Source organism: Allobosea sp. GW821-FHT09G06 (assembly GCF_059416005.1).
On the sequence record NZ_JBWKOI010000001.1, the window covers coordinates 1225091 to 1250948 of the forward strand.

The window sequence follows — 25858 nt, forward strand, 5'->3', positions numbered from 1 at the left end:
GCATAACCGAGGAGCGGGGTCCGGCAAGCGCGTCGGGATTGTCATGCACAGAGTCAGCGCTTTGGCCGGCATCACGGTGTCGCACGCCGCCGATCGAATGCGTGACCTGATTCACGTGAGCGCCGCTCTTCAGAGCGGGCTAGCGACACGTGAGGATCACCCGAACGTCTCGTCGGCTCCCGACAAAGGCTGCGCCGAGATGCTGATCCTGGCTGTCACGTCTCGAAATAGGCGGTGTTGCGGCCGCCGATCACGATGTCCCAGTGGTAGAGCGCTTCGCCGTTCGGGCCCTGGCCGGCGGGCTGGCCGAAATGCCGGCCTTGCGCCTCGCCGAGCAGGATGAACATCGGATCGCGGGCGAGATGCGGGTCGCCCTCGAAATACATCTGCGCGATCAGTCGGGCCGAGCCGCCGCGGATCGAGACATGGACATGGGCCGGTCGCCAGCGGTCGATGTCCGGCCGCGCCAGGTAGGAGCCCGGCCGGATCGTGCGGAATCGGTAGCGCCCAGCCTCGTCGGTCATCGTCCGGCCGAAGCCGAGGAAATTCGGGTCGAGCCGTTCGCGCACCGGGTCCTTCACATGGGTGTAGCGCCCCCATCTGTTGGCGTTCCAGATCTCGACGAGGGTGTGGCGCACGGGCCGGCCGAACTCGTCGAGCACGCGGCCGGAAATTTCCATGACCTCGCCCTCGGCCTGCGGTCGACCGGGCGCGATGCGGGTGAGGTCGTTCTCGCCGAGCTTGAGCCCCGGCAGGTCGGAGAGCCAGGGCACGAAGCTCTGCCGAGCCGCTTCCGGGATCAGGTGCAGGCGTTCGATCGGCACGCGCCGCTCGGCGGCACCGTCAGTCGGGCCGGGCAGCATCAGGCGTCCGCGATTCAGGGTCATGGACGTCTCCGCTCAGCTCGAAAGATCGTCGAAGAAGGGTGTCTCGCCGGGGCCGCGCATCACGATCGCGATCTCGTAGAGCGCGACGTCGTCGCCCACCGACCCGATCCGCCTCGCGATCAGTCGCGCGCCCAGCTCCGGAGGCAGGCTCCCCAGCAGGGGGTCGGCGGCATTGGCATCCGCTTCATCTTCGAAGAAGACCTGCGTGACCAGCCGCGTGATCCCGTCCGAGAAGATGGTCAGCGTGATATGCGGCGCGCGCGCCGGCGTCCCGTTATCGGCCCTGATTGGGCCAGGCTTGACCGTCTTTAACTCGAAGGGTTCGGCGGTCGTGATCAGGCGCCCGAACCCGTCGAAGAAGGGATCGAGCCCGGGATGGCCATCGCTGTCGGGCGTGCGCAGGATGCCGGCGGCGTTGGCCTGCCAGAACTCGACCAGCGCATCGTCGACAGGCTGGCCGTCACTGTCGAGCAGGCGCCCGCGCAGGATGATCTGCTGCCCCTTGGGGCCGACGCTCAGCCCGTAATGCAGCCGCGTCAGGTCGCTGCGATCGCCGTCGAGGAATGAGTAGGGGTAATAGGGACCGACCGTGTCCTCGGCGAGAGGAGGCAGCCGGTTGCTGGTGCCGGACGCATCGCTCATCGCGCGGCCTCGCCGAACCATCTGCGCATCGCTTCACCCCTCTTTTGATTTTGTTTATATACAAAACTTTGTTTTATTCAAGATCGCTGACACATCGTCAGAAGCGGCCGGCATCGGTCTTGATGCGCTCGCCCGTGAGCGAGGAGGAGGCGTCGGACGCCAGGAACAGGGCGGCGGCGGCGACCTCCTCAGGCGTCACCCAGCGGCGCAGCGCCGCGACATCCGTGTAGTTCTGCTTGATGATCTCCGCGGGATCGCGCCCCTCGGCGGCGGCGCGCTTCGCGACGACCCGGTCCATCAATTCGCCGGAGACCGCGCCGGGGCAGAGCGCGTTGACGCGCACGCCCGCCGGGCCGATCTCGCGCGCGACCGTTTCGGTGAGGCCGATGACGGCGAATTTGGTGGCGCAATAGGCACTGCGCATCGGATAGCCCTTGAGGCCCATCAGCGACGACATGTTGACGATCGAGCCCGAACCCTGCGCGCTCATGATCCGGCTCGCGACCCGCAGGCAATTCACCGTGCCGAACAGGTTGATCTCGACGCAAGCTCGCCAGGCATCGAGATCGACATCGACGATATTGCCGATCGGCCCGCTCTGGCCGGCATTGTTGACGAGAACATCGACCTTGCCGGTGATCGCCTGCGCCTGCGCGAACATCGCCTCGACCTCGTCGAGCTTTGCGACGTCGCAGGGCACGGCCGTACCGCCGATCGCCTGCGCGACCGGCTCGATCGTCTCGCGGGTGCGGCCGGAGATCACGACATGGGCACCGGTCTGCGCGAAGGCCTCGGCGATCGCCTTGCCGATGCCGGTGCCGCCGCCGGTGACGATCGCGACGCGCCCGTCGAGACGATTGAGATCCTTGGCCATGGGTGCAGTCACCTGTGCGATCAGGCCGCGGCAGCGGCGTCGGTGGAGAAACGGCAGGGGTCGAAGAGCGGCAGCTCCGGCTCCCGGCCGAGGATGAGGTCGCCCATCAGCGCGCCGATATAGGGGCCGATGGTGTAGCCCCCGCGCACGCAGCCGAGCAGGAAGGCGTTTTCGACGCCGGGCGCAGCGCCTGCGAGCGGATAGAAATCCGGGACATTGGCCTCGAAGCCGGTCCAGGAGCGCACCACCCGGAAGCGGTCAAGGCCCGGCACGGCGAACATCGCGAGCCTGAGATTCGGCAGCAGCGTCTCGGGATCGACCGCACCGCGACCTTGTTCCGGTGAGCCGGTGCCCTGCCACCCCCCGCCGATCAGCACGCTGCCGTTCGGCTTCTGCTTCAGCGTCAGCAGGCCGGTGGCATGGCCGATCACGGTGCCGACCAGCGCCGGGCCGCGCTCGGTGACGGAGACGGTGTTGACGCGCGCCCGGACAGGCAGGTCGAGCCCGATCATCGTGCCTGCGCTCTTCAGCCAGGCACCGCAGGCCAGGAGCAGGCGTGTCGCGCGGATCGTGCCTGCTGGCGTGGCGAGTTCGAAACCGCCGCCGCTGCTGTCGATGGCGGTGACGGGCGTGTGTTCGCGGATGGCGACACCTGCCGCCTCCAGCAGCGCGCGGTAATAGGCGCCCGTCAGGCTGGCATTGGCGTAGCCGTCCTCGGCGCACCAGCTCGCCGCGACGACCTTGCGCGACAGGTTGGTCTCGATCTCGGCAACGCGGGCCGGCGAGATCAATTCGATCGGTGCGCCCGCCTCGCGCTTCAGTGCCATGCGCTCGTGCAGGAGATTGGCCTCGCGCTGGTTGAAGGCGAGTGTGATGCCGCCGGTCTTGTGGAAGCCGACATGCGCGCCGGCATGCTCCCAGAGTTCGTGGCCCTTGAGGGCGTAAGGCATCAGCTTGACGCGCTTGATCTGCAGCGAGAGCGTGCCGGCATTCACGCCGGACGCGCCGCTGCCGATCGTCCGCTGCTCGATGACGATCACCCGCATCCCGCCTGCGGCAGCGCGGCAGGCGGCGGCGCTGCCGAGGATGCCGCCGCCGATTACGGCGAGATCGTAGGTTTCGCTCATAGCGGGGCCGGGGCAGGGATTGGGAGGTCGTCGTAGTCGAAGGTGCCGGCAATAGCGGCGAGCGGGACCGGGCGCAGGGGAGGCCGGGCGCTCGGCTGGCCGATCGTCTCGCGGCTTTGGCCGGTCGCCGCGCCGATCAGCATGGCCGCCGCCTCGCCGCAGACGCGGCCACCGCAAGGCCCCATGCCGCAGCGCGTCGTCGCCTTGAGGTCGGCCAGCGTCCTCGCACCGGCCGTGATCGCGGCGTCCAACGTCGCGCGGGTCAGGCCCTCGCAACGGCAAACGGTCGTCTCTGTATCGATCAGGGCGGCGGCGCCGGGCGGCGGCATGGCAAGCGCCGACATGGCCGCGCCGAAACGAGACGACCGGAGCCAGCGTGCTGCCACCGTCGCGGCCTCCCGTTCCAAATCCCTGCCACGTTCGAGCCGGCGCGCGACGCCGATCGCTGCCAGTTCGCCCGAGAGCGGCGCGGCGTCGGCACCACGGATACCACCGCCATCGCCGGCCACGAACAGGCCTGGCACGGAGGTTTCGAGCAAAGCGCTCACCTCGGGGACCCAGCCGCCGAGCTCCGGCGCATAACGGTGCTGGGCGCCGAGTAGCCGCGTGGCCTCGGTCGACGGCGAGAGGCCGAAGCCGAGACAGACCGCATCGGCCTCGATCGTCCGAACCGGATCGCCAACCGGCCGCCAATCTCCGTCGATGCGACCGATCTCGACCGATGTGACGCCATCCGTGCCATGGATCGCATGGATGGCTGCGCCTGAATGGATCGGAACCCGCGCTTTCAGTAGGTGCAGCAGCCAGCCTGCGCCTTTGGCCATGAGGTCCGGCCGCGCTGCCATCGCGCCGAGCCGGGCGAGCCAGCCTGCGCGGTGCGAGGCATCGACGATCGCCGCGACCTCGCCGCCTGCGGCGACGATCTTGCTGGCGACGAGCAGAAGCAGCGGCCCCGCGCCCGCGACCACCACCCGCCGCCCCGGCAGGACGCCGTGCGACTTGAGAAGGATGGTCGCTGCAGCCAGCCCGATGACGCCGGGCAAGGTCCAGCCGGAGACCGGGATATGCCGCTCGACCGCGCCGGCGGCCACGATCAGGTTGGGCGCTTCCAGTGTCAGGGGGCCTTCCTGGCCGATCGCGATGACGGAGAAGCCCGGCGTCAGCGACCAGACACGCTGGTTGGTATGGAGGATCGCGCCGCTATCCGCGAGTTTCGCGCGGAGTTCATCGCCTTTCGCCCGCTCGGCATCGGCCGGAGCCGATTCCAGCCCGGCGGAGGGCGCGCGATAGACCTGTCCGCCCGCTTCCGCCGCCTCGTCGATCACCGCGACCGACAGGCCAAGCGCGCGCGCCTTGATCGCTGCCGCGGCTCCGGCGGGGCCTGCCCCCAGCACGATGAGATCGAGCGGTGTGCTCATCGCAGCCTCTCGACGACGAGGCCCTCGCGGATGAGGGTGCGGCAGGCTTCCGTCTGCCGGCCGTCGATCAGCACGACGCATTCCTGGCAGACGCCCATGAAGCAGAAGGCGCCGCGCGGGCCGCCGTCGTCGCGATGGATCCGCAGCGTCCGGCGCCCTTGCGCATGGAGCGCGGCGGCCAGTGTCTCGCCCTCGGCGGCACTCAGCGTCTCGCCGTCGAAGCTGAAGCTGACCTCCCGCTTCCAGGCGCCTATCGGCAGGATGCGCAGATCGCCTTTCATCTCAGTCGCCGGGCAGGAGGCCGAGTTCGTCGAGCGTTGCGCGCAGCTTGTCGAGCGCCGGTCCGGCAAGCGGCAGCAGCGGATCGCGCGGCACGCCGGCCGGCAGGCCCTGAAGGTTCAGCGCCGCCTTGAAGGAGGAGGGCCAGGTGCCCAGCGACATCAGCGTCTCGTAGACGATGGTGAGCTTGTGATGGGCGTCGACATAGGCTGTATCCGGCGCCCTGCGGCCGATCTCCATCAGTTTCCCGCCCGTCTTGCCGAGAAGCTCGGGACCGGTCGCGATGAAGCCGGAGGCGCCAAGCGCGCTGCCGGCGAGGATGTAATAGGCCGGGCCGACCATCACCGCGATCCTGTCGCCCATCCGGTGCAGCAAGCGGGTGAGGTGGCCGATATCGCGGTTGGATTCCTTGATGCCGACGACCGGGGCGATGCCCGCGATCGCGGCGACATCGTCGATCGAGAGCTCGATCACGGCGCGGCGCGGGGAATTATAGAGGACGATCGGCATGTCGACCGCCTTGCCCAGCAGGTCGAAGCGGCGCAGCAATTCCTCGCGCGTCGCCTTCATCACATAGGTCTGGGGCATGACGAGGATGCCGGCGGCGCCGGCATCGCGCGCGGCTTGCGCATACTGGATCGTCTGCTTGGAGCCCGGCGCCGTGCAGCCCATCATCACCGGGACGCGCCCGGCGCTGCGATCGACGGCGATGCGGGTGAGCCGCGCGCGCTCGTCACGGTCGAGCGCCCAGCTCTCGCCATTGTCGCCGGCCACGCAGATGCCCTGCGCGCCGATGCCGATGAGATGCTCGACCAGCTGCGCGAAGGCGCCCTCCATGATCTCGCCGCGCGCGTCGAAAGGGGTGACGACGGCCGGCACGAAGCCCTTGAGCGTGTCCTTCGTCAGCAGGGTCATGCGGGTCGTCCTGAGGAAGAGTTGGCAAGGAGCCGGGCCATGGGAACACGGAAGACGCTGCCGGTCTGGGCTTCGACGATGAACAGCGTCGACTGGTCGGGCGAGAAGGCGCAGGCCGTCGTCCAGAGCCCGCCCGGCGTATGGACCACGGCGACGGGATCGCCGAGCGCATCGACGAGATAGAGCCGTCCGGCCTGCGCCTGCGCGATGGCGAGCCGGCCTGAAGCATCGACGGCGAGGCCGTCCGGGCCGAGCCCGCCCGAGAGCTGGAGGAAGGTGCCGACCATCGGCCAGGCGAGATCGGGCGCCTCGGCCATGAAGCGCCAGACCGCGTTGGCGCGGGTGGCGGCGAGATAGACGAGCTTGCCGTCCGGCGAGAGCGCGATGCCGTTGGGGTAGGGCACGTTCGCGAGGATCAATTCCGGCTTGGTCTCGCCCTGCCGCAAGCGATAGACCCGGCCGGTCGGGTCGGAGAGGCTGGAGCGGCCGGAATCGGTGAACCAGACATCGCCATTGGGCGCGATGGTGAGGTCGCTCAGGCCGCGGAAGGGCTCGGTGTTCACGCGTCCGCAGAGCGTGGTGACTTTCTGCGCCGCGGGATCGCAGATGAGCAGCCCGTGGCGGTAGTCGGCGATGAGCCAGGTCCCGTCGCCGCGCGGGCGCAAGCTATGCGGCTCGCCGTCATATGCGAAGGCGAGCCGCCAACTGCCATCCGGCGCGATCCGGAACAGCCGGCCATAGGGCACGTCGGCCAGCCAGAGATGACCCTCGGCATCGAAGCAGGGGCCTTCGAGGAAGGAATGCAGGCGCTGGCCCGGCCGCGTGGTGCGGACCCAGTCGGTCGGCTCTCCCGTCCAGTGCAGCGCCTCGGGCAGGCGCGTGAACAGCTCGGCCTCATGGCGGGGAAAACTGCCGATCATGCGATCACGCCCCGTTCCTTCAGCACGGCGATCTCGGCCGGCGTGCGGCCGATCTCTCCAAGGATTTCGGCACTATGCTCGCCCAGTCGCGGCGGGGGGCGGTCGATCGCCGGGCCGGCTGTGGCATAGGAGAAGGGCGTCAGCGGCACCGAGACCGCGGCGGCGCCCGCCGCGTCCAGTTGCACGGCGTGGAAGAAGCCACGCTTGTCGAGATGCGGCAGGCGTACCGCTTCGTCGAGGCTGCGCACCCGCTCGGCCGGGATGCCGATGCCGTGGAGATAGGTCTCCCATGCGGCGGCGGTGCGCGTGCGCATGATCGGGACGAGCGCCTCGCGCATCGCCTGTGCGGACGCCCAGAGTTCCGGCCAGCCATCGAGCGCGGCGAAGTCGGGACGCCCCAATGCTTCCCACAGACGCTTGTTCTGCCGGGCGTTGAATGCCCCGAGCATCAGGAGCCCATCCGCCGTCTCGTAGGTACCGAGCCCGGCCTCTTTCGGGCGCGGCTGGCTTGGGCCTTCATAGAGGGCGGCGGCGGCTTCCGGAGCCATCAGGGTCAGGGCGGTCTCGAACATCGAGCAGTCGATGACCTGCCCGACGCCGCTGGCCTGCCGCTGAAAGAGGGCAGCCGAGATCGCGAAGGCGGCGGCATAGCCCGTGGCATAGTCGATGAAGGAGGCGCCGGATTTCACCGGCTCGCCTGCACGTCCGGTGGTCCGTGCCATGACACCGGACGCGGCCTGGATGACATTGTCATAGGCATTCACCCCCTCGCGCTCATGCCCGCGGGCGAAGCCGGTGATCGAGCAGTAGATGAGCCGGGGATTGCGCGCCTGCAGCGTCTCCGGCCCGAGCCCAAGTGCCGCCAGCGCGCCGGCACGATAATTCTCGACCAGCACATCCGCGCCCGCGACGAGGTCGAGCAGGATCGCCCGCCCATCCTGCGTGGCGAGATCGAGCGCGAGCGAACGCTTGTTCGAGCCCTGGACGAGATAATTGATGCCGAGCCCGGCGGCGTTGAGCGCATCGTCCGGCCCGCGTCCGCGCGCCGTGTCGGGCATTCCGGGCGGCTCGATCTTGATCACATCGGCCCCGAGCAGGGCGAGCTGATAGGCGCAGAACGGACCCGCCAGGACATGGGTCAGGTCGAGCACCCGGATACCGTGAAAGGGGCGTTGCGCTGACAGGCTCAAGGGGCGGCTACTCCGTTATTGTTTCTTATATGGAACTGTGTTTTGTATATCAACAGAATTGTGACAGCCTCGGAGAGCGCCGTGCCACCGTCGAACAGCATGCCGAAGCGGTCCGCCGTGCTCCACCGCAACCTTCGCAGCACGCCGCCGCTCGCAGTGAAAGGCGAGGGCGTCCATCTGATCGACGCCGCCGGCAAACGCTATCTCGACGCCAGCGGCGGCGCCGCCGTTTCCTGCCTCGGCCATGCCCATCCGCGTGTCATTGAATGGATCGCGGCCCAGCTCGGACGGCTCGAATACGCCCACACCTCCTTCTTCACGAATGGGCCGAGCGAGACCCTGGCGCAGATGCTGATCGATCGCGCTCCGGCGGGGTTCGGGCAGGGGCGCGTCGCATTCCTCGGCAGCGGCTCGGAGGCGATGGAAGCGGCGATGAAGCTCGCGCGGCAGTATTTCGTCGAGATCGGCCAGCCCCAGCGCAGCCGCTTCATCTCGCGGCGGATGAGCTATCACGGCAACACACTGGGTGCGCTCGCGGTCGGTGGCCATCCCGGCCGGCGCAAGCTGTACCAGCCGATCCTGATCGAGACCTCGCAGATCGCGCCCTGCTACGCTTATCGCAATCGGCGCGACGACGAGACGCTCGAAGCCTACGGCCTGCGCGTCGCCGACGAGCTCGATGCCGAGATCCGGCGCCTCAGCCCCGAGACCGTCGCCGCCTTCGTCGCCGAGCCGATCGTCGGGGCGACGCTCGGCACCGTCACCGCCGTCCCCGGCTATTTCGCCCGCATCCGCGAGATCTGCGACCGCCATGGCGTGCTCTTCATCGCCGACGAGGTGATGTGCGGCATGGGCCGCGCCGGCGCCTTCTTCGCCTGCGAGCAGGAAGCCGTGCGGCCGGACATCATCACCATCGCCAAGGGGCTGGGCGCCGGCTACCAGCCGATCGCCGCGATGCTGGCGAGCGAACGCGTCACGGCTGCGATCGAGGCCGGTTCAGGCCTCCTCGCCAACGGCCATACCTATATGAGCCATGCCGTCGCCTGCGCCGCTTCCATCGCCGTGATCGAGACGATCGAGCAGGACGGCCTGCTCGACAATGTCCAGCGCATGGGGGCGCTGCTCTCCGAGAGGCTCCACGACGCCTTCGGCCAGCATCCGCATGTCGGCGATATCCGCGGGCGGGGCCTGTTCCAGTCGATCGAGCTGGTCGCCGATCGCGACAGCAAGCGGCCCTTCGTGGCGAAGCGGAACCTGGCGGCGCGGATCAAGCAGGAGGCGCAGGAGCTCGGGCTGATCTGCTATCCGTCGAGCGGCACGGCCGACGGCGTCGACGGCGACCACGTCCTGCTGGCGCCGCCCTTCATCATCGATGCCGGCCATGTCGACGAGATCGTCGGCAAGCTCGGGCGCGCGCTCGCCACGACCCTGTCCGCCACCGATACCGCTGCCTGAGGAGCCCCGCCTTGTCCCGCAAGACCATCCTCACCTGCGCCGTCACCGGCAACCTGACGACCCGCGACCAGCATCCCGGCCTGCCGGTGACGCCGGCCGAGATCGCCACCGCCGCCATCGAGGCCGGCAAGGCAGGCGCGGCGGTCGTCCATATCCATGCCCGCGATCCGGTGACGACCAAGGGCAGCATGGATCTCGGCCTCTTCGGCGAGATCGTCGATCGCATCCGGCAGTCCGGCTCCGACGTCATCCTCAATCTCTCGACCGGGGAGGGCGGGCGCTACGTTCCGGGCCTCGACAACCCGGCCGTCGCGGCACCCGGCACGACGTTGACCACGCCGGAGCGCCGCGTTGCCCATGTCGAGGGGCTGAAACCGGAGATCTGCACGCTCGACCTGAACACGATGTTCTCGGGCAGCGCGGTGGTGATCAACACGCCGCGCAACGTCACCGAGATGGCCCGGCGCATCTATGCGTCAGGCGTGCTGCCGGAGCTCGAGATATTCGACGGCGGCGACCTGCAGCTCGCGAAGGCATTGCAGGAAGACGGCACTTTGCGCAATCCGCTGCTGATCCAGATCGTGCTCGGCGTGCGCTATGGCGCGATCCCCAATCCCGAGACGCTGTTCTATTTCGCTTCGCAACTGCCGCCGGATTGCATCTGGGCGGGCTTCGGCATCGGCCGCCATGAATTCCCGCTGCTGGCACAGGCCTTCCTGCTCGGCGGCCATGTCCGGGTCGGGCTTGAGGATAATGTCTATATCCGCAAGGGCGTACTCGCCCGCGACAATGCCGAGCTGGTCGAGAAGGCCGCAACCATCGTCGAGAATCTTGGCGGCTCGCTCGCGACGTCGGCCGAGGCGCGCGTCATGTTGGGGCTGTCGGCCTGAGGCCGCTTATCCCAGGCGTTCGGAAATCCGCTTCGCCGCCGCGCATACCGCTTTCAGATAGCGCCCTTCGATCTCGCTGAGGTCGAAGGCGGAATCGGGGCCCGAGATATCGATCGCCGCGACGATCTCGCCGCGGCGATTGCGGATCGGTGCCGAGATCGAGCTGCCGGCGGCTTCCATCACGCCTCTGCTGATTACGAAACCATGCCCTGCCGCCGTCTCGACCGTTTTGAGCAGAGCCTGCATCGAGCTCGGGGTCTGGTCCGTCAGCGGCTCGAAGGCGGTGGTGCGGAAGAGGTCCGCGATGTCCGCCTGCGGCAGGCCGGCAAGCAGCAGCCAGCCCATCGGCGAGGCATAGGCCGGCACGCGCGAGCCGACATTCATGTTGCTGAGGAAGCCCGACCGGGTCTGGACGCAGCTCAGGTACAGCACGTCCCGCTCGTCCCGGATCGCCAGATGCGCCGAGACCTGCGTCTCGTCGCGCAGCGCCTCAAGTTCGGGGCGGGCGATCTCGATGATGTCCTTGGAAGCGAGGAAGGCGAAGCCGATATTGAGGACGCGCGGCCCCAGCGTGAACTGCTTTGACTGCTCCTCCTCCAGGAAGCCCATATGCCGCAGCGTGTAGACCAGCCGGAAGACCGAGGACCGCGTCAGTCCGAGCTCGGCCGCGATCTCGGAGATGCCCAGCGGGCGGCCGGCGCCGGCGACGATCTCCAGCGCGCGCAGGCCGCGATGCAGGCCCGGCACGAAATAGACCGCGTGGTTCTTGTGCTGCGTTTCAGCATCCGCTGCGTCTTGCATGGCATCCCGACTCGCTGCCCTCGGTCGATTTGCATGTAAAACACTTGGCCGCCGGGGTCACGTGCGGTCGACGGCGATGATCGCCTCGGCAAAGGCTGCGGGCGCCTCCTGCGGCGGGTTGTGCCCGATTCCGCCAGAAAGCGTGCGGTGCTGATACCAGCCCGAAAACTTCTTGGCATAGGCTGCCGGCTCGGGATGCGGCGCGCCGTTGGCGTCGCCTTCCAGCGTGATTGTCGGCACGATGATCGACGGAGCCTGGGCAAGCCGCTGTTCAAGATCGTCGTACCGGGCCTCGCCCTCCGCCAGGCCGAGCCGCCAGCGGTAGTTGTGGATCGTGATGGCGACGTGATCCGGATTGTCGAGCGAGGCGGCACTGCGTGCGAAGGTCGCGTCGTCAAAGGCCCAGCGCGGCGATGCCGTCCGCCAGATCAGCCGCGCGAAATCATGCGTGTTCTGCTGATAGCCCGCCCGGCCGCGTTCGGTCGCGAAATAGTATTGGTACCACCATTCCTGCTCGGCCTTCGGCGGCAGGGGCATCCGGTTCGCGCTCTGGCTGCCAATCAGGTAGCCGCTGACCGAAACCATAGCTTTGACCCGCCGCGGCCATAGCGCAGCGACGATATTGGCGGTGCGGGCGCCCCAGTCGTAGCCGCCGAGAACGGCCTTCTCGATCCTGAGCGCATCCATGAGGGCGATCACATCGACGGCTAGGGCCGATTGCTGTCCGTTCCGGGGCGCCTCGGCCGCCAGGAACCGGGTTGTGCCGTAGCCGCGCAGATGCGGCACGATCACGCGATAGCCCCGGGCCGTCAGCAGCGGCACGACATCGGCATAGCTGTGGATGTCGTAGGGCCAGCCATGCAGGAGGATGACGGCGGGGCCGTCCGCCGGGCCGGCCTCGACATAGCCGATGTTCAGGACGCCGGCCTCGATCTGCCTGATGCTGGTGAAGCCGCTGGAGTCGGGCCCGGTTGCAGGCTGGGCGACGACCCGACCGATGAGGCCGAGATTTGCGGCGGCGACAGCCGCGGCGGCGGTCGTCATGAAGCCACGGCGCTTCAGGTCGATGCGCTCGGATGAATCGGAAACTTGCATGATCGTTCTCCTGGGGACTGGGGAGGCTGGGAGGCGCGTCGATCGCGAGATCAGCCGAAGGTGAAGGCGTAGGCGCGCACGCCCGCGTCGAGAAACTCGATCTCGACGATGCGGTCGCCGACGGGCCCTGCCTGGCGCACGAGCTGGTAGAGCCGGCCATCGCGAACGGTGCCGAAGCCCTGCTCGTCGGTATCCGAGCCGTGGCTTGCTCCTGGTGCTGCGCCGTCGATCCTGACGCGAAACCGGACGGGCTGGTCGGGCGTACCGGGGACCAGTACGAGATGCAGGTCGCGGGCATGGACGCGGTAGCGCAGTCCTCCACCGGCGGCATTCAGCGCAGCGAATTCGGGGCCGACCGTCCAGTTGCCCGACAGGCTCCAGAAATTCGCCGGCAGGGTGGCCGGATGCCGGTATTCGCGCGGCTCGTCGCGGGTGAGCGAGCCGGGGGAGGCGAAACGCTCGGCCTTGTCATGGCCGAGATAGGTCTCGGGTGAGCGCAGGTTGCCCCAGTCGGCCTCCTTCTGCGTGCCCAGGCCCTCGACCGGCTGGCTGGAGCCGGCGGTGCCGGTGGCGTTCGCTTCGGCCAGCAGGCGCTGGATCACCCGCTCTGTCTGTTCGTAGCGGCCTTCGCCGGTTGCCTGATGGCGGATGCGGCCATCGGCGCCGACGATATGGAGACCCGGCCAGCCGCTGTTGCCGAAGGCGCGCCAGATGCGGAAATCGTTGTCGAGCACGACCGGATAGCGGATGCCGAGCGCGGCGCTGGCCCGGGCGACATTGTCCTGGACCTTCTCGAAGGCGAATTCCGGGGCGTGGACGCCGATGACGACGAGGCCCTGCGCTTCGTATTTGGCCGCCCAGCTCTTCACATGCGGCAGCGCGCGCAGGCAGTTGATGCAGGAATAGGTCCAGACATTGAGGAGGACGACCTTGCCGCGAAGATCCTCCGCGCGAAGCGGGGCCGAGTTGATCCAGCCCGTCCGGCCAAGCAGCGAGGCGAGGGGGCCGGCGATCGTGTCGGGGCTCGCAGCCACCGCAGAGTTCGGCCAGAGGCTCGCCGGATCCGAAACGAGTTTCACCAGCGTGTTCTCCAGCTTGTTGGTCTGTTCGGTGGAAAGGCGCTGAAGCAGGCCGGTATCGAGGCCGAGACCCAGCACAGCGACGCTGCCGATGACGGCGATACCGGCGAGCCGGCGTGCCCGTTCGACCCAAGGCAGCGACGGGTGCAGACGCATGAGCGCCAGCCGCCCGCCCAGCAGCGCGGCGGCCAGCGAGGTGGCGGCTCCGAGGCCGTAGGCGAGCAGAAGCGCACTGGTCCGGGCGCCGGGGCCGCTCAAGGCCGCGCCCGAGAGGATGAGACCCAGCACCGGGCCCGCGCAGGGCGTCCAGAGCAGCCCCGTGGCCACGCCGAGTGCTACTGACGAAACCAGGCCTGAGCGTCCGTCCTGCGCCCATAGCGTCAACCGCGATCCTGCCGCGACGAATGGCGCCGCGAGCCTGGCAGAGAGCGCGGGCAGAATGAGGCCGAGGCCGAAGATGGCGAGCAGGACCAGCGCGGCGGCACGGCCGAACTGGTTTGCCGCGACCGCCCAGCCGCCGGCGAAGGCGGCGAGGCTCGCCACCGCCGCGAAGGCGATGGCCAGTCCGAGCAGCATCGGCAGGCCGCTCCGATGGAAGGGCCGGTCGGCGCGCGCCAGGATGAACGGCAGGACGGGAAGGATGCAGGGCGACGCGATCGTCAGAACGCCCGCGAGATAGGACAGAATGAAAAGCGACATCGGAGCGCTCCCGTTCAGGCGTTGGCGTCGTCGGTGACAGGCCCGGGTTGCCCGGGCCGGCCGTCCATGACCCGATGGCCGTTCCCCGGCAGGGAAGCGGCCATCGGCTGGAGCGTCATGCGATGGTGGTCACCACTTCGATGTTGCCGCGGGTCGCCTTGGAATAGGGGCAGGTCTGATGCGCGGCCTCGACCAGCGCTTCGGCGACCTCACGCTCGATGCCGGGCAGGCTGACATTGAGCCGCGCCTGCAGGAAATAGGCGCCATCGGTATTGGCGAGATCGACCTCGGCATCGACGGCCGTGTCGGCGGGCAACCGGAGCTTGCGCGCCCCGGCGGCGTGGCCGAGCGCGCCGATGAAGCAGGCCGACCAGCCCGCCGCGAAAAGCTGCTCCGGATTGGTGCCGGCGCCGGACGAGCCGGGCGGGGAGAGGGTGACGTCGAGGCGGCCGTCGGAGCTGCGCGCGGCGCCGTCGCGCCCGCCGGTGGTGTGGGTTCGGCCGGTATAGAGAACCTTGGTGCTCATGATGCTGCGCCTTCTGATTTGAATCGTATCCGCTTTAATCGGATACGCTTTATCTAGAAGCGCGTAGCCGCGTGTCAATCCCTTCCGATTTAATCGGATGCGATTTATATGGGTTGCATCCGGCCTGTACGGATATGGGAGATGTTGATGACCCAATCGAAGCCGCCTGATCTCGCCACCAGGAATCTCGCCGATTTCATGTGTTTCGCGGTCTATTCGGCCAATCTCGCCTTTGGCCGGGCCTACAAGCCGATCCTCGAGGAGCTGGGCGTCACCTATACCCAGTGGATCGCGATCGTGGCGCTGTGGGAGGATGACAATCAGACGGTGAAGGGCCTCGGCGAGAAGCTGTTTCTCGAATCCAACACGCTGACGCCAATCCTCAAGAAGCTCGAGGAACTCGGCTATCTGCGCCGCCAGCGCGATCCCGGCGACGAGCGGCAGGTGATCGTCAGCCTGACGGAGGAGGGGCGGCGCCTGCGCGAGCGGGGTGCGCAGCGGAGTCTGGTCAAGGCGACAGGGATGGAGGCGGACGAGTTCGCGAAGACGCAAAAGTCGATCGTCAAGCTCCGCAACAACCTGATCAAGCACGCGCAGGCGTGATCCGCCGCCTGGCCCGCCGACGCCAGCGGTTGGTTGAGGGTCCGTGCTTGCTCTATGCGGACATCCGCGCTGCGTCGGCGCCGGCGGGATGCGGCGTGAAGCAGGGTCCTGGCGGATCAGCCATCGGCGTGGTCCGGGCTCTGCATGCCGATAGAACAGAGGGTCGACAGCCGCTCCGGCGCGCGCATGTCTGCCACCGTCCCTGCTTAGAAGCGGCCGGCCCCGTAGAGCGGGACGGGGTAATCGCCGATTTCGAGCGCATGGGCCGGTTCATCCGTGGTCATGACGATGGTCAGGCCACGCTCGGCGGCTGACGGTGTTCTGTCAGCGGTGCGATGCGGCGCTTCAACTTCGGAGCCGTTCGTGAGCGGCCGCAACGATCAAAAGGACACCCAAGGTGTGTCGATTTCCGGGCAGCTCCGCAACAGAGGCGCTGACCAGCGGTTGGGAACTTCCTCACGTCGCTTGCAAGAACGCGACGGCATCGTCGAGGACAGGCGCTTGCCATTTCAGCAGCCTGGAGAGCGCGGTCGCTGTGCCGGCATGGCCAAGCCCCGGATAGATCTTCAGGGAGACCGATTGGGCGCCAGCCTTCTTGAGCGCCCGCGCAAGGCGCTCGCTGTTGCGGGGCAGGACCGTTGTGTCGTCCGAGCCCGTCACCAGAAAGATCGGCGGAGCGTCGCGGCGCACGAAATTGATCGGTTGCGTCTGGGCAGGGTCGCGCGCGTTTCCGAACGCTTCTTTCGTGACGTCGATGTCGAACGGCAGGAAATCGTAAGGGCCGGAGAGGCCGATGGTCGAACGGATGTCGCTGGAACGCATGCCCGCCGCGGCGAGGTAACGCCCGTCCAGGGTCAGCATCATCGCATTATACGCGCCCGCGGAATGCCCCATCAGGTGGAGGTTCCGCGGTGCGCCGCCGAAGCGCGTGATGTTGTCCCGCACGTAGCGCAGTGCCAGCGCACCATCCTCGATGAAGACCGGGAAGCGGACCTCGGGCACCAGGCGATAATCCGCGATCACCGTGACGAAGCCGCGCGCGGCAAGGGCGTCTCCGACAAAGGAATAGGTTTCCTTCGCCCCGTTGGCCCATGAGCCGCCATAGATGAAGAAGACAACCGGCTTCGGCCCACCTCCATCGCCATGAGGCACATAGATATCCATCCGTTGCCGGGGATGCGGGCCGTAGGCGACATCGCGCGCGCCCTCGGTCAGGCCGCCGGGGCGCAGGGCTGTGCAAGCGGGTAGGGCGAGCCCGGCAAGCAGCGGCAGGATCGTGCGTCGGGCAATTCGGGTCGTCATGGCCGCCTAGGGTCGAGGAAACATCGCTATCGATACGCTCCGGCCGTCGGGATGGATCTGCGCCGCGATGGTTCAGGATCGTCGGCGACACTGAACCACGTCAGCTTGCCTGGCGTATCTCCTCGCGGAACCCCTGGAGGTCACGATGCGCTTCATCGCCGGTTATGTCGCCTTCCTCATCGCATTCGGCATTTGCGATGCCATCTGGCTGAGCACGATGACGGCCAAACTCTATCGCCCGGTACTGGGAGACCTGATCGTCGAGCAGGTGCGCTATTGGCCTGCGGCGCTGTTCTATTTCGGTTTCCCGCTCGGGGTCGTCTATTTCGCGTTGATGCCGGCTCTGCGCGAGGGCAGCCCAAGCGCCGCCTTGATCAATGGCGCGCTCATCGGCCTGCTCGCCTACGCGACCTACGACCTGACGAACTACGCCACGCTGCGGCCGTGGACCTTGACGATCACGCTGGTTGACCTCGTCTACGGCACGGTCGTCGTCGGCCTGTGCACATGGATTGCCTTTGGCGTCGTCCGCCGCCTTGCCGACTGGGGCTGGGTCTAGCCCCGGGCCGTCAGGTTGCGCGCAATCTGTAGTGATGGACGCCCCAGGCCTCGCCGCCGGCATGGCCGAACAAGCCGCTTGTCGCCAGGAAGAACAGGCGCCAGCGGCGGCGCCAGAGCGGCGCCTGCGCGCCATAGGTCTCGCGCAGGATCGGGTCGATCTTCGCGAGATTGCGATCGAAATTCGCCAGCCAGTCCTCTGCCGTGGCGCGGTAATGCTCGCCGCTCCAGCGCCACTCGGCCTCCACCGCGAAGAGGTCCGGGAACTGGTGCGCGAGCGCAGCACTCGGCATCAGGCCGCCGGTGAAGAAATGCTGCGCGATCCAGTCACCCGTATCCGCCGCATCGAAGCGGTAGCAGCCCTGCCTGTGAGCGAAGACATGGATGAAGAGGCGGCCGTCCGGCTTCAGCCAGCCACGAACCCGCCCGAGGAGTTCGCGCCAGTTCGCCATGTGCTCGAACATTTCAACGGAGACGACACGGTCGAAACGCTCGTCGGTCGCAAACGCGTTCATGTCGGCAGTGACGACGCGGAGATTGCCGAGATGGCGGCGCTGCGCCTGCTGCTCGATAAAGGCGCGTTGCGAGGCCGAATTGGAGACCGATACGATCCGCGCCTTAGGATAGCGCTCCGCCATCCACAGCGACAGCGAGCCCCAGCCGCAGCCAAGTTCGAGGATGTCCTGCCCGTCGGCGAGATCGGCATGGTCCGCGGTCAGTTCCAGCGCCTTCTCTTCCGCTGCCGCCAGCGTGTCGCCGGGATCGGCGTAGTAGCAGCAGGAATATTTGCGCCGCGCGCCAAGCACCTGATCGAAAAAGGCGGCCGGCACCTCGTAATGCTGGGCGTTGGCGGCGTCGGTATGAACGGCGATCGGAAACGCCGCCATGTCGCGGGCGAAGGCTGCGGCATCAGCCGGCTGTCCCGCGAGCGAACGATCCGTTCGCCCGACCAGCGAGGCGATGACCATGCGACTGACGGCATCGGGAACGGGGAGGCCTTCGCCCCAGGTCGAGAGCTTCTGCATGATCGTCATCACGTCGCTCCTTTCGGCGGCAGCGGGATCAGGGCGCTGGTTCGGTTTTGGTAGGCGCGATAGGCGTCGCCGTGCTTGGCGAGCATATGCTCCTCCAAAGGCGGGATGCCGGAGATGCGCGTCAGCAGCACTGTAATGCAGGCCGGCGCCAACACGGCGAGCCAGCCCCAAGGGTAGCCGACTGCCAGCGCGAGCACCGGATAGGCGCACCAGAGCACGCATTCGAAGAAGTAGTTGGGATGGCGCGACCAGCGCCAGAGGCCACGGTCGCAGACGCCGCCACGGCCTGAGCGGGCAAACGCGCGCAATTGACTGTCGGCTAGCGCTCCGCCCACCAGCCCTGTCACGAAAATGGCAATGCCTGCGATATCGCCCCAACCGAGCGAAGGCGTGGGGTTATGTGCCGCGAGGATGAGGCCCAATCCCAGCGGAATGCTGGCCAGCGCCTGCATCTGCAAAAGCCTGGCGAGTTGCCGGGAGGCATCGCTGCCCCAGTCGCGCTTGAGTCTCGCATAACGAGGATCCTCAGCGATGCCGCTCGTGCGCTGCGCGATATGCAGGCCGAGGCGAAGCGCCCAGGCCAGTGCAAGCCCTGCCACGAGCAGGCGCCGCGACATCGGTCCGGTCCCGAAGGGCAGCAACGCACCTGCGATCCCCGTCAGGCCCAGCCCGGCGGTCCAGACCACGTCGATCCAGCCGGAATTGCCGGTGCGGCGCTCCACCATCGTCGCCAATGCCATGAAGGCCGACATGGCCACGGCCACGAAGGCCAGAGCCACGACGAAGGCTGAGATCGTCAAAACCGCACCAGCGGCTGCAGCAGCCGGCCAAGCCATCCCTGCAGCTGCACGCTTCCCGTCATCGCGACGATGCAGGTGCAACCCTCGACAGGGTCGACGCGCGGGGTGTGGTCATGCTCGGAATCCGCTTCGTCGAAATCCCCGGCCGCATAGCGCCCGTATTCGTGCTCGTAGGCACCGGCGAGGATCGTGGTCCATTCGAACCCGGTATGCTTGTGGTGCGGCAGGGCGATCCCCGGGCCGGCACGCAGCATGAAGACGCGCGCGGTTGCGCCGGGAACCTCGACGCGCCGCATGGCGATGCGGATGCCGATCGGCCGCCACGGACCAAGGCCATAGGGACGAAGCACCTGCGGCATACCGGTTTCGGGGGCGGAACCCGCCATGCCGGGAACCGGTACGGCTTGCGCGACCGCTCCAACATCCCGGGGAGCGGTCGCCATCGCGACGGGCTCGATCGTATCCAGCAGCGCACCTTGCACGGCCTCAAGCTCCCGCAGGCGCCGTCGGCTCTCCGAATCCGCCTCGATATGGCAGGCGACGACAACGGCCAGGCCCTCGTCGAGCTGTCCTGCGGCGAAGGCAGCGAGCGTCTCCTCGGATGGGCGATGGATGATGCTCATCGCAGATCCTCTAGCCGGCCGCGCAGATGCGACAATGCCAGGCGCAGGCGGGATTTCACCGTGCCCAAGGGGATGGCGAGGCGATCGGCAACGTCCTGGTGGCTGAAGCCTTCCAGGAAGGCGAGCTCGACCACACGGTACTGGTCGGGAGACAGCTGGGTCATCGCGGCCCGCACACGCGCATCGCGTTCGGCGCCGGAGAGCGTCGCATCGGGTTGTTCGGGGGCTTCGTCATCGAGAATCTCGTAAACTTGCGACAGCCGCGAGCGCGTTTCGCGACGGGCGATGTCGATGCGCAGATTGCGTGCGATCGTGGCAATCCAAGTGGAGGCGCTCGCTTTCGCCGGGTCGAACAGGCCAGCCTTGCGCCAGACCGCGAGCAGCGTTTCCTGTGCGACCTCTTCGGCCAGCTCCGCCGAGGTGCCGCCGCGCATCAGCAGCCCTTTCACGCGCGGCGCGAAATGGTCGAACAGCGCGGCGAAAGCGGCCCGGTCCCCCGAGCGCGCAATCGCGGCAATCAGTCTATTGGGGTCGAACAAAGCGATGAAACGACCTCCTTGAACGCTGGCTCCCGCCTCGCGCATGCCGTCGACAGTCAGGGCGAGAGCGGGGACCATGAACGAGATACGCGGGCAGTGCCGCGCCGGATCACCGGGATCAGATCACTCGCCATCACTCGGCGGCCTTCCAGTTCACGTCGCGGCAGATCAAGCGCCCGACGATGCAACCACGCGTGGTCAGCGCACCGGGCATCGCGGTGATCGTCATCGCGTAGGTCCAGTCGCGCTTGGGGTCGTAGGCGCTACCGGAAAAGGTTCCGTCGGGTTGGCGGGCCAGCGTCATGACGAGCTTGTCGCCGGCCGCCTCGCCTTTGCTGGTGTCGCCGATCCAGAGATTGGTGGCGCAGATCTTGTCGCCGCAAGGCGCGATGCGCACGCGTGCGTTGCCGTCATCGCGCAGCCATGTGCCGTCAATGTCGCTGGCGGCCGCGCCTTCAATCGCAATGGCAGCGAGGGCGAGAGCAAGCAGAAGGCGCGTCATGACGAAGTCCTTTCGGCGGGTGCGTCTCCTCTACGCTCCCCGGACATCGTTGGTTTCATCGGCGCGCGAAATTGTGTCGAGATGCCCGGAGAAGAGCCATCCGATCAGGACTGTCAGGGATGCGGCGCTCAAAAAATTCAGGTGCTGCAGGGCTGCGTATTCGTCAGTCTGGTAAAGGTGTATCGGCCCGCCGAGAAGAGCTGCCGGCAGGAGATAGGCGGCGAAGGCGAGCGCTGTGAAGCCGAGCGCAAAGGCGCGCTCCGAGCGGCGAAACAGCATCAGAGCCAGCATGAGACAGGGAAGCAGGAAGACTTCGACCCCCGAGCCGGCGCCAAAGGCAGCGCGGCAGAGCATTGTGTTGCCGATGCCGGCTGAGAGAAGCAGCGCTCGCCCGAGCAAGGTGCTGCGTCGCATGGCTGCCGGCACAGCCGCGAAGAACGGCGTCGACAGGAAAGTCAGGTAGGACGGCGCGATGACGGGCGAGACCGCCCAGTCGATATAAAGCGGATAGAAGGGCTGGTTCGAAACGATGACCAGCGCGACGGTATTGGCCACGGCGCTTCGGGGATCGGGATGCGCCGCATAGGCGCAGAGCGCGGCAGCCATCCGCTTCAGCCTGCTCACGAGCATCATTCCGACCTCTCACGGATTATCCCGGCTTCCCTTCGTCTACGCATGTGACCCGGCGTTGGGTCACGCCGCCTGCGCGTTTTCGGCGGCCCCGCGACAAATCCAGTCCGGCTCATGGCGCGTATACCGGTCATGAAAAGCAGGGACGCGACGATGGAGCGGGCGCAGGGCAAGGCAATGAGGCTCGCCGTGATCGGTGCCGGCATCTCCGGCCTGTCGGCCGCGTGGCTGCTAGGTCAGGCGCATGACGTGGTGCTGTTCGAGGCCGCGCCCCGCCTCGGCGGGCATGCGAACACGGTTCGCGTTGCCGGGGAGACCGCGGTCGATACCGGCTTCATCGTCTACAACGAGGCGACATACCCGAACTTCATCGCGCTGATGGACTATTTGCGTGTCGCCACGCAGCCGACCGAGATGTCGTTTGCGGTGTCGCTCGACGGCGGGCGCCTCGAATATAGCGGTACCAGCGTCGCCGGCCTGTTCGCCCAGCGCAGCAATCTGGTGCGCCCACGCTTCTGGGCGATGCTGCAGGACATCACCCGCTTCTACCGCGATGCCTCAAGGGACGCGCTTGCAGGCGGTGCGGCCGGCGTCTCGCTTGGCGACTATCTCACTGCCGGCGGTTACGGCGCCGCCTTCCGGGACGACCATCTCCTGCCGATGGCTGCGGCCATCTGGTCGGCGCCCTGCGCGGAAATCCTGTCCTATCCCGCAGCGGCCTTCCTGCGCTTTCATCACAATCACGGCCTGCTGCAGCTCACCGACAGGCCGGTCTGGCGCACCGTGACCGGTGGCAGCAGCACCTATGTGCAAAAGCTGCGCACCGCCTTCTCGGGCGAGGTGAGAGCCGGCTCGCCGGTGCGGCGGGTTCGGCGCGAAGCCAATGCTGTCATCCTGACCGGCGACGGTTGGACCGAGACGTTCGATCATGTCGTCTTCGCCACCCATGCCGACCAGGCGCTGGCGATGCTCGCCGACCCCGGCCCGGGCGAGATCGAGGCCCTCGGCGCGTTCCGCTACAGCCGCAATCGCGCCGTGCTGCATGGCGACACGGCGCTGATGCCGAAACGTCGCCGCGCCTGGGCGAGCTGGAACCATATCGGTCATCGTGCGCAGCCGGATTCCGCCTGTGCTGTCACCTACTGGATGAACCGACTCCAGGGCCTGCCCGATGAGCGGCCCTTCTTCGTCACGCTCAATCCGCCGGATACGCTGCGCGAAGAGACTATCCTTCACGAGGAAATCTACGAGCACCCGCTCTTCGATGCGGCGGCGCTCGAGGCGCAGGAGCGGCTCTGGTCGCTACAGGGCGTGCGTCGGAGCTGGTTCTGCGGCGCCTATTTCGGTTCGGGCTTCCATGAGGACGGCTTGCAGGCGGGGCTTGCCGTTGCCGAGGCGCTCGGCGGTGTCCGTCGGCCCTGGCAGGTTCGCGATGAATCCGGGCGGATTCCGGTCGCCCCCCGGCAGGAGCTGGCCGCATGACCTTGCAATCGGCCCTCTATGTCGGCCGTGTCAGGCATCATCGGTTTCGGCCGCGACCGCATGCGCTGGTTTATCGCGTGTTCTGGCTTCTTCTCGATCTCGACGAGATCGATCGGCTGGCCGCGAAACTCACGCTGTTCTCGCATAACCGCTTCAATCTCTACGCATTTCGTGACGCGGATTACGGGGATCGCAGCGGTCGGCCTCTACGACCCCAGATCGAAGAAACTCTGGCGAAAGCCGGAATCGCGTATGATGGTGGCCCGATCCGACTGCTGACCATGCCGCGCATCCTCGGCTATGCCTTCAACCCCCTCAGCACCTATTTCTGCTATCGCCGCGACGGCAGTCTCTGCGCCACCGTCTACGAGGTGCACAACACCTTCGGCGAGGTTCACAGCTATGTCGCGCCGGCCCGTGCTTCTGACGGCGCGTTGAGGCAGGAGGCCGGCAAGGTCTTCCACGTCTCGCCGTTCATGAAGCTCGGCATGAGCTACGACTTCACGGTGGCCCCACCGGAAGAGCGTGTCTCCATCGCCATCGATGGTAGCGATGGCGAAGGGCGCCTGATCACGGCCGTATTGAGCGGCCAGCGATCGGAACTCAGCGACGCAGCGCTGTTGCGGCTGCTGGCGACGCATCCGCTCCTCACGCTGAAGGTCACCGCTGCCATTCACTGGCATGCGTTGCGGCTGCTGGCGAAGCGCATCCCCTGGCAGCCGCATTCGGCCGCGCCTGAGCCGCCCTTCAGTCGGGGCCGCATCGCCTCGTCCCATGCGAAAGGACAGCTGCAGCCATGAGCCGGCCGGAAACCGAGCATCGCCTTCGTATGTCGGAACAGGTGTTTGCGCCATCGCGCGGAATGGGCCTGTCGCGCTGGTTCCTGCGCCGCATTCTATCCCGGATCGCGGTCGGCCACCTGACGGTCTTCACGCCAGACGGCGAGCGGATTTGCAGCGCGCCGGGCATGCCGGGGCCTCAGGCGACGATGATCCTGAACAACTGGCGCTCGATCCGCCGGCTTCTGCTCGATGGTGATATCGGCTTGGCCGAGGCCTATCGTGACGGCGACCTTCACACGCCGGACCTCACGGCACTGATCGAGCTCGGTGCGCGCAACGATGCGACGCTGCGCAAGCTGGTTTCAGGTGCCTGGCCGGCGCGGCTGCTTAACCGCCTGCGGCATGTTCTCAACGCCAATACCCGTAGCGGCAGCCGCCGCAACATCACGGCGCATTACGACCTCGGCAATGACTTCTACGGCCGCTGGCTCGACGCCAGTATGATGTATTCCTCGGCGCTCTATGAGGCGCCGGCCGAGACGCTCGAGGCCGCCCAACAGCGCCGGCTGGACCGGATCATCGCCATGCTCGGTCTCTCGGGCGGCGAGCATGTCCTGGAGATCGGTTGCGGCTGGGGGGCGCTGGCTGAGCGGCTGGCCCGCGAGGGCTGCCGGGTGACAGCGATCACCTTGTCGCCGGCTCAGCTCGAAGCGGCACGGCAGCGCATCGCCGCCGCAGGCCTGTCCGAGCGGGTCACCGTCGAACTCCGGGACTATCGCGACATTGCCGGACAGTTCGACCGCATCGTTTCGATCGAGATGATCGAGGCGGTCGGCCGCGCCTACTGGCCGTCTTACTTCGATACCCTGAGCCGCTCGCTCAGGCCCGGCGGCCGGGTCGTTCTACAGGCGATCACGATCGACGATGCGTTGTTCGAGAGCTACCAGCAGGGCACCGATTTCATCCAGCGCTACATCTTTCCCGGAGGGAGTCTTCCGTCGGTTCCGGTGCTGAAACGAAGCGCCGAGGCTGCCGCTCTCGCCGTGGTCGAACAGCTCGACTTCGGCGACAGCTACGGCATGACTTTGAAGGAGTGGCGTCGGCGCTTCCTGGAAGGCTGGGCAGAAATCGCGCCGTTGGGCTTCGACGAGGCGTTTCGCCGGCTCTGGGAGTTCTATCTCTGCTATTGCGAGGCTGGCTTCCGCGCCCGGACGATCGACGTCAACCTGCTCGCCCTTCAAGGTCGCTGACGGACGCGGGCCAGCATGAAACGTCCCATCGGAGCGTGACGCCCTCGCACGGCAGTGGTTCTGCATGTCACCGGCAACTGGCGGTCGACGCGGCAGCCTTCTAATCTGTGCCTTGCCAGCGCGGCGTGCGTTTATGGAGGGATCATGTATCGATCATCGATCACATCGGTTTCGTGCGCCGTCAGCGTTGTCCTCTTGCTGGCGACAGAATCGGCCAACGCGCAAAAGACACCGTTGCCTGCTGGAGTTCAGGCCTGCCGGTTCCATGCGTTCGTGGTCGATGCTGACGGAAAGACCAATGTGCGTTCGGGGGCGTCGGCGAAGGCTCCCATGGTTGGCACATTGCCGGCTGCAAGGAAGCGTCTTCAGAGCCCCGACGAGGGCGCGCAAGTGGACATCGTCGCCGTCAAGGACGGCTTCTTTCTGATCGAGAATGCAAACGTCGACGACATCGAGACAGCCGACGAGAAGCGCAAGCTGGGTCGCTGGTATCGCGGTCGAGGCTGGGTGCACGGATCACGGCTCGACTTCCATATCCAGTCGGGAGACGGCCTGCGCGCCAGCCCATCTGCCGAAGCTCCCGTCTCAACCCGCTTCCCGAGCGGGGATGGTGAACCAGGCGTCCATGTTGCTGCCGTCCACGCCTGCCGCGCCGGCAATGTCGAGGTCACCATCCATACCTTGGAAGGTAAGCTGCTGGGGCGGGGCTGGATCGTTCCGGGAGCCCGGTCGGGCAGCTCTGCTCCGGTGACGATTTGCTCAGCACAGCTCACGACCTGCAGCTGAGCGCACGCGTCCGGACGTGACTCACGGCACGATGGGTCGCGAACAGATATACGAGCTTTCGCTCCGTGCGCTCACGAGCGAGCGGCTGACCACAGGAGCGAAGGCAAGAGGTATCCCAGGAACGCGAAGGCCGAAAGCGCCGCTAGCAGAATGAGCAATGCGCCTAGTCG

Annotated in this window: 28 protein-coding genes; 8 read left to right on the forward strand and 20 right to left on the reverse strand. The window is 67.1% G+C overall.

Annotation, left to right across the window (positions count from 1 at the left end; genetic code table 11):
- Positions 1–215: 215 nt before the first annotated feature.
- The 9 genes from AC07NY_RS05930 to AC07NY_RS05970 all read right to left on the reverse strand — a co-directional run bounded on the left by AC07NY_RS05930 (position 216) and on the right by AC07NY_RS05970 (position 8252).
- Complete coding sequence (locus tag AC07NY_RS05930) at positions 216–887, reverse strand: dioxygenase family protein (protein WP_494582468.1); 672 nt, start codon at positions 885–887, stop codon at positions 216–218.
- Positions 888–899: 12 nt separating this feature from the next.
- Positions 900–1529: a protocatechuate 3,4-dioxygenase subunit alpha gene (pcaG, locus tag AC07NY_RS05935; protein ID WP_494582470.1), complete on the reverse strand. Its 630-nt coding sequence runs from the start codon at positions 1527–1529 to the stop codon at positions 900–902.
- 97 nt (positions 1530–1626) lie between these two features.
- Positions 1627–2403 (reverse strand): SDR family NAD(P)-dependent oxidoreductase, encoded by a 777-nt coding sequence (locus tag AC07NY_RS05940; RefSeq protein ID WP_494582472.1) that lies wholly within the window; start codon positions 2401–2403, stop codon positions 1627–1629.
- A 20-nt stretch (positions 2404–2423) separates the two neighbouring features.
- Positions 2424–3530, reverse strand: a complete 1107-nt coding sequence (locus tag AC07NY_RS05945; protein WP_494582474.1) for an NAD(P)/FAD-dependent oxidoreductase — start codon at positions 3528–3530, stop codon at positions 2424–2426.
- A complete protein-coding gene (locus AC07NY_RS05950; protein WP_494582476.1) occupies positions 3527–4948 on the reverse strand; it encodes an FAD/NAD(P)-dependent oxidoreductase in 1422 nt (473 codons plus the stop codon). The genes AC07NY_RS05945 and AC07NY_RS05950 overlap by 4 nt, the downstream gene beginning before the upstream one ends.
- Complete coding sequence (locus AC07NY_RS05955; RefSeq protein WP_494582478.1) at positions 4945–5229, reverse strand: (2Fe-2S)-binding protein; 285 nt, start codon at positions 5227–5229, stop codon at positions 4945–4947. The genes AC07NY_RS05950 and AC07NY_RS05955 overlap by 4 nt, the downstream gene beginning before the upstream one ends.
- A 1-nt stretch (position 5230) precedes the next feature.
- Complete coding sequence (locus AC07NY_RS05960) at positions 5231–6142, reverse strand: dihydrodipicolinate synthase family protein (protein WP_494582480.1); 912 nt, start codon at positions 6140–6142, stop codon at positions 5231–5233.
- Complete coding sequence (locus AC07NY_RS05965; RefSeq protein WP_494582482.1) at positions 6139–7062, reverse strand: SMP-30/gluconolactonase/LRE family protein; 924 nt, start codon at positions 7060–7062, stop codon at positions 6139–6141. The genes AC07NY_RS05960 and AC07NY_RS05965 overlap by 4 nt, the downstream gene beginning before the upstream one ends.
- Positions 7059–8252 (reverse strand): CaiB/BaiF CoA transferase family protein, encoded by a 1194-nt coding sequence (locus AC07NY_RS05970; protein WP_494582484.1) that lies wholly within the window; start codon positions 8250–8252, stop codon positions 7059–7061. The genes AC07NY_RS05965 and AC07NY_RS05970 overlap by 4 nt, the downstream gene beginning before the upstream one ends.
- 99 nt (positions 8253–8351) lie before the next feature.
- Here AC07NY_RS05970 and AC07NY_RS05975 point away from each other — a divergent pair, with 99 nt between their 5' ends.
- Positions 8352–9707, forward strand: coding sequence for an aspartate aminotransferase family protein (locus tag AC07NY_RS05975; RefSeq protein ID WP_494583696.1), 1356 nt, complete (start codon positions 8352–8354; stop codon positions 9705–9707).
- 11 nt (positions 9708–9718) lie between these two features.
- The gene (locus AC07NY_RS05980) at positions 9719–10597 is read left to right on the forward strand and encodes a beta-keto acid cleavage family enzyme (protein ID WP_494582486.1); all 879 of its coding nucleotides are present in this window, start codon (positions 9719–9721) and stop codon (positions 10595–10597) included.
- 6 nt (positions 10598–10603) lie between these two features.
- Here the strand turns inward: AC07NY_RS05980 and AC07NY_RS05985 are convergent, their stop codons facing one another.
- From AC07NY_RS05985 to AC07NY_RS06000, 4 genes are all read right to left on the reverse strand, one after another.
- Positions 10604–11398: an IclR family transcriptional regulator gene (locus AC07NY_RS05985; protein WP_494582488.1), complete on the reverse strand. Its 795-nt coding sequence runs from the start codon at positions 11396–11398 to the stop codon at positions 10604–10606.
- A gap of 57 nt (positions 11399–11455) precedes the next feature.
- The gene (locus AC07NY_RS05990; RefSeq protein ID WP_494582490.1) at positions 11456–12493 is read right to left on the reverse strand and encodes an alpha/beta fold hydrolase; all 1038 of its coding nucleotides are present in this window, start codon (positions 12491–12493) and stop codon (positions 11456–11458) included.
- Positions 12494–12543: 50 nt separating this feature from the next.
- Positions 12544–14271, reverse strand: coding sequence for a redoxin domain-containing protein (locus AC07NY_RS05995; RefSeq protein WP_494582492.1), 1728 nt, complete (start codon positions 14269–14271; stop codon positions 12544–12546).
- 115 nt (positions 14272–14386) lie between these two features.
- Positions 14387–14797 (reverse strand): organic hydroperoxide resistance protein, encoded by a 411-nt coding sequence (locus tag AC07NY_RS06000; protein ID WP_494582493.1) that lies wholly within the window; start codon positions 14795–14797, stop codon positions 14387–14389.
- Positions 14798–14944: 147 nt separating this feature from the next.
- On the opposite strand from AC07NY_RS06000, the gene AC07NY_RS06005 reads away from it, so the two are divergent.
- Entirely contained in the window at positions 14945–15400 is a 456-nt protein-coding gene (locus AC07NY_RS06005) for a MarR family winged helix-turn-helix transcriptional regulator (protein ID WP_492284947.1), read from the forward strand.
- Positions 15401–15856: 456 nt separating this feature from the next.
- On the opposite strand, the gene AC07NY_RS06010 is transcribed toward AC07NY_RS06005, so the two are convergent.
- Entirely contained in the window at positions 15857–16702 is an 846-nt protein-coding gene (locus AC07NY_RS06010) for an alpha/beta hydrolase (RefSeq protein WP_494582495.1), read from the reverse strand.
- Between the two features lie 145 nt (positions 16703–16847).
- On the opposite strand from AC07NY_RS06010, the gene AC07NY_RS06015 reads away from it, so the two are divergent.
- Entirely contained in the window at positions 16848–17261 is a 414-nt protein-coding gene (locus tag AC07NY_RS06015) for a DUF2177 family protein (RefSeq protein WP_494582497.1), read from the forward strand.
- Between the two features lie 10 nt (positions 17262–17271).
- On the opposite strand, the gene AC07NY_RS06020 is transcribed toward AC07NY_RS06015, so the two are convergent.
- From AC07NY_RS06020 to AC07NY_RS06045, 6 genes are read right to left on the reverse strand one after another with little or no spacing between them, the layout of a single operon-like run.
- On the reverse strand, positions 17272–18294 hold the full coding sequence (locus AC07NY_RS06020) for an SAM-dependent methyltransferase (RefSeq protein ID WP_494582498.1): 1023 nt from the start codon (positions 18292–18294) through the stop codon (positions 17272–17274).
- Positions 18294–19094 carry a DUF1295 domain-containing protein gene (locus AC07NY_RS06025; protein WP_494582500.1) on the reverse strand — a complete coding sequence of 267 codons (801 nt, stop codon included), beginning with the start codon at positions 19092–19094 and terminating at the stop codon, positions 18294–18296. Before AC07NY_RS06025 ends, AC07NY_RS06020 begins: the two co-directional genes overlap by 1 nt.
- Positions 19091–19717, reverse strand: coding sequence for a ChrR family anti-sigma-E factor (locus AC07NY_RS06030; protein WP_494582501.1), 627 nt, complete (start codon positions 19715–19717; stop codon positions 19091–19093). The genes AC07NY_RS06025 and AC07NY_RS06030 overlap by 4 nt, the downstream gene beginning before the upstream one ends.
- Positions 19714–20334, reverse strand: a complete 621-nt coding sequence (locus tag AC07NY_RS06035; protein ID WP_494582503.1) for a sigma-70 family RNA polymerase sigma factor — start codon at positions 20332–20334, stop codon at positions 19714–19716. The genes AC07NY_RS06030 and AC07NY_RS06035 overlap by 4 nt, the downstream gene beginning before the upstream one ends.
- A 55-nt stretch (positions 20335–20389) precedes the next feature.
- Positions 20390–20758, reverse strand: a complete 369-nt coding sequence (locus AC07NY_RS06040; RefSeq protein ID WP_494582505.1) for a DUF2147 domain-containing protein — start codon at positions 20756–20758, stop codon at positions 20390–20392.
- 30 nt (positions 20759–20788) lie between these two features.
- On the reverse strand, positions 20789–21364 hold the full coding sequence (locus AC07NY_RS06045; protein ID WP_494582507.1) for a hypothetical protein: 576 nt from the start codon (positions 21362–21364) through the stop codon (positions 20789–20791).
- A 156-nt stretch (positions 21365–21520) separates the two neighbouring features.
- On the opposite strand from AC07NY_RS06045, the gene AC07NY_RS06050 reads away from it, so the two are divergent.
- The 4 genes from AC07NY_RS06050 (at position 21521) to AC07NY_RS06065 (ending at position 25688) form a co-directional block, all read left to right on the forward strand.
- On the forward strand, positions 21521–22870 hold the full coding sequence (locus AC07NY_RS06050; RefSeq protein ID WP_494582508.1) for an NAD(P)/FAD-dependent oxidoreductase: 1350 nt from the start codon (positions 21521–21523) through the stop codon (positions 22868–22870).
- Positions 22867–23670: a DUF1365 domain-containing protein gene (locus AC07NY_RS06055; protein ID WP_494582509.1), complete on the forward strand. Its 804-nt coding sequence runs from the start codon at positions 22867–22869 to the stop codon at positions 23668–23670. The genes AC07NY_RS06050 and AC07NY_RS06055 overlap by 4 nt, the downstream gene beginning before the upstream one ends.
- Complete coding sequence (locus AC07NY_RS06060; protein WP_494582511.1) at positions 23667–24902, forward strand: class I SAM-dependent methyltransferase; 1236 nt, start codon at positions 23667–23669, stop codon at positions 24900–24902. The genes AC07NY_RS06055 and AC07NY_RS06060 overlap by 4 nt, the downstream gene beginning before the upstream one ends.
- Positions 24903–25046: 144 nt before the next feature.
- Positions 25047–25688: an SH3 domain-containing protein gene (locus AC07NY_RS06065; RefSeq protein WP_494582513.1), complete on the forward strand. Its 642-nt coding sequence runs from the start codon at positions 25047–25049 to the stop codon at positions 25686–25688.
- The last annotated feature ends 170 nt before the right edge of the window (positions 25689–25858 follow it).

Coding starts and splice junctions, on each gene's coding strand:
- AC07NY_RS06055 (WP_494582509.1), top strand. CDS start 22,867: ATGACCTTGCAATCGGCCCTCTATGTCGGCCGTGTCAGGCATCATCGG.
- AC07NY_RS06040 (WP_494582505.1), bottom strand. CDS start 20,758: ATGACGCGCCTTCTGCTTGCTCTCGCCCTCGCTGCCATTGCGATTGAA.
- AC07NY_RS06010 (WP_494582495.1), bottom strand. CDS start 16,702: ATGACGACCCGAATTGCCCGACGCACGATCCTGCCGCTGCTTGCCGGG.
- AC07NY_RS05950 (WP_494582476.1), bottom strand. CDS start 4,948: ATGAGCACACCGCTCGATCTCATCGTGCTGGGGGCAGGCCCCGCCGGA.
- AC07NY_RS06060 (WP_494582511.1), top strand. CDS start 23,667: ATGAGCCGGCCGGAAACCGAGCATCGCCTTCGTATGTCGGAACAGGTG.
- AC07NY_RS05985 (WP_494582488.1), bottom strand. CDS start 11,398: ATGCAAGACGCAGCGGATGCTGAAACGCAGCACAAGAACCACGCGGTC.
- AC07NY_RS05960 (WP_494582480.1), bottom strand. CDS start 6,142: ATGACCCTGCTGACGAAGGACACGCTCAAGGGCTTCGTGCCGGCCGTC.
- AC07NY_RS06035 (WP_494582503.1), bottom strand. CDS start 20,334: ATGGTCCCCGCTCTCGCCCTGACTGTCGACGGCATGCGCGAGGCGGGA.
- AC07NY_RS06050 (WP_494582508.1), top strand. CDS start 21,521: ATGAAAAGCAGGGACGCGACGATGGAGCGGGCGCAGGGCAAGGCAATG.
- AC07NY_RS05990 (WP_494582490.1), bottom strand. CDS start 12,493: ATGCAAGTTTCCGATTCATCCGAGCGCATCGACCTGAAGCGCCGTGGC.
- AC07NY_RS06020 (WP_494582498.1), bottom strand. CDS start 18,294: ATGACGATCATGCAGAAGCTCTCGACCTGGGGCGAAGGCCTCCCCGTT.
- AC07NY_RS05940 (WP_494582472.1), bottom strand. CDS start 2,403: ATGGCCAAGGATCTCAATCGTCTCGACGGGCGCGTCGCGATCGTCACC.
- AC07NY_RS06000 (WP_494582493.1), bottom strand. CDS start 14,797: ATGAGCACCAAGGTTCTCTATACCGGCCGAACCCACACCACCGGCGGG.
- AC07NY_RS05955 (WP_494582478.1), bottom strand. CDS start 5,229: ATGAAAGGCGATCTGCGCATCCTGCCGATAGGCGCCTGGAAGCGGGAG.
- AC07NY_RS05930 (WP_494582468.1), bottom strand. CDS start 887: ATGACCCTGAATCGCGGACGCCTGATGCTGCCCGGCCCGACTGACGGT.
- AC07NY_RS05995 (WP_494582492.1), bottom strand. CDS start 14,271: ATGTCGCTTTTCATTCTGTCCTATCTCGCGGGCGTTCTGACGATCGCG.
- AC07NY_RS06015 (WP_494582497.1), top strand. CDS start 16,848: ATGCGCTTCATCGCCGGTTATGTCGCCTTCCTCATCGCATTCGGCATT.
- AC07NY_RS06065 (WP_494582513.1), top strand. CDS start 25,047: ATGTATCGATCATCGATCACATCGGTTTCGTGCGCCGTCAGCGTTGTC.
- AC07NY_RS06030 (WP_494582501.1), bottom strand. CDS start 19,717: ATGAGCATCATCCATCGCCCATCCGAGGAGACGCTCGCTGCCTTCGCC.
- AC07NY_RS06045 (WP_494582507.1), bottom strand. CDS start 21,364: ATGGCTGCCGCGCTCTGCGCCTATGCGGCGCATCCCGATCCCCGAAGC.
- AC07NY_RS05945 (WP_494582474.1), bottom strand. CDS start 3,530: ATGAGCGAAACCTACGATCTCGCCGTAATCGGCGGCGGCATCCTCGGC.
- pcaG (WP_494582470.1), bottom strand. CDS start 1,529: ATGAGCGATGCGTCCGGCACCAGCAACCGGCTGCCTCCTCTCGCCGAG.
- AC07NY_RS05975 (WP_494583696.1), top strand. CDS start 8,352: ATGCCGAAGCGGTCCGCCGTGCTCCACCGCAACCTTCGCAGCACGCCG.
- AC07NY_RS05965 (WP_494582482.1), bottom strand. CDS start 7,062: ATGATCGGCAGTTTTCCCCGCCATGAGGCCGAGCTGTTCACGCGCCTG.
- AC07NY_RS06005 (WP_492284947.1), top strand. CDS start 14,945: ATGACCCAATCGAAGCCGCCTGATCTCGCCACCAGGAATCTCGCCGAT.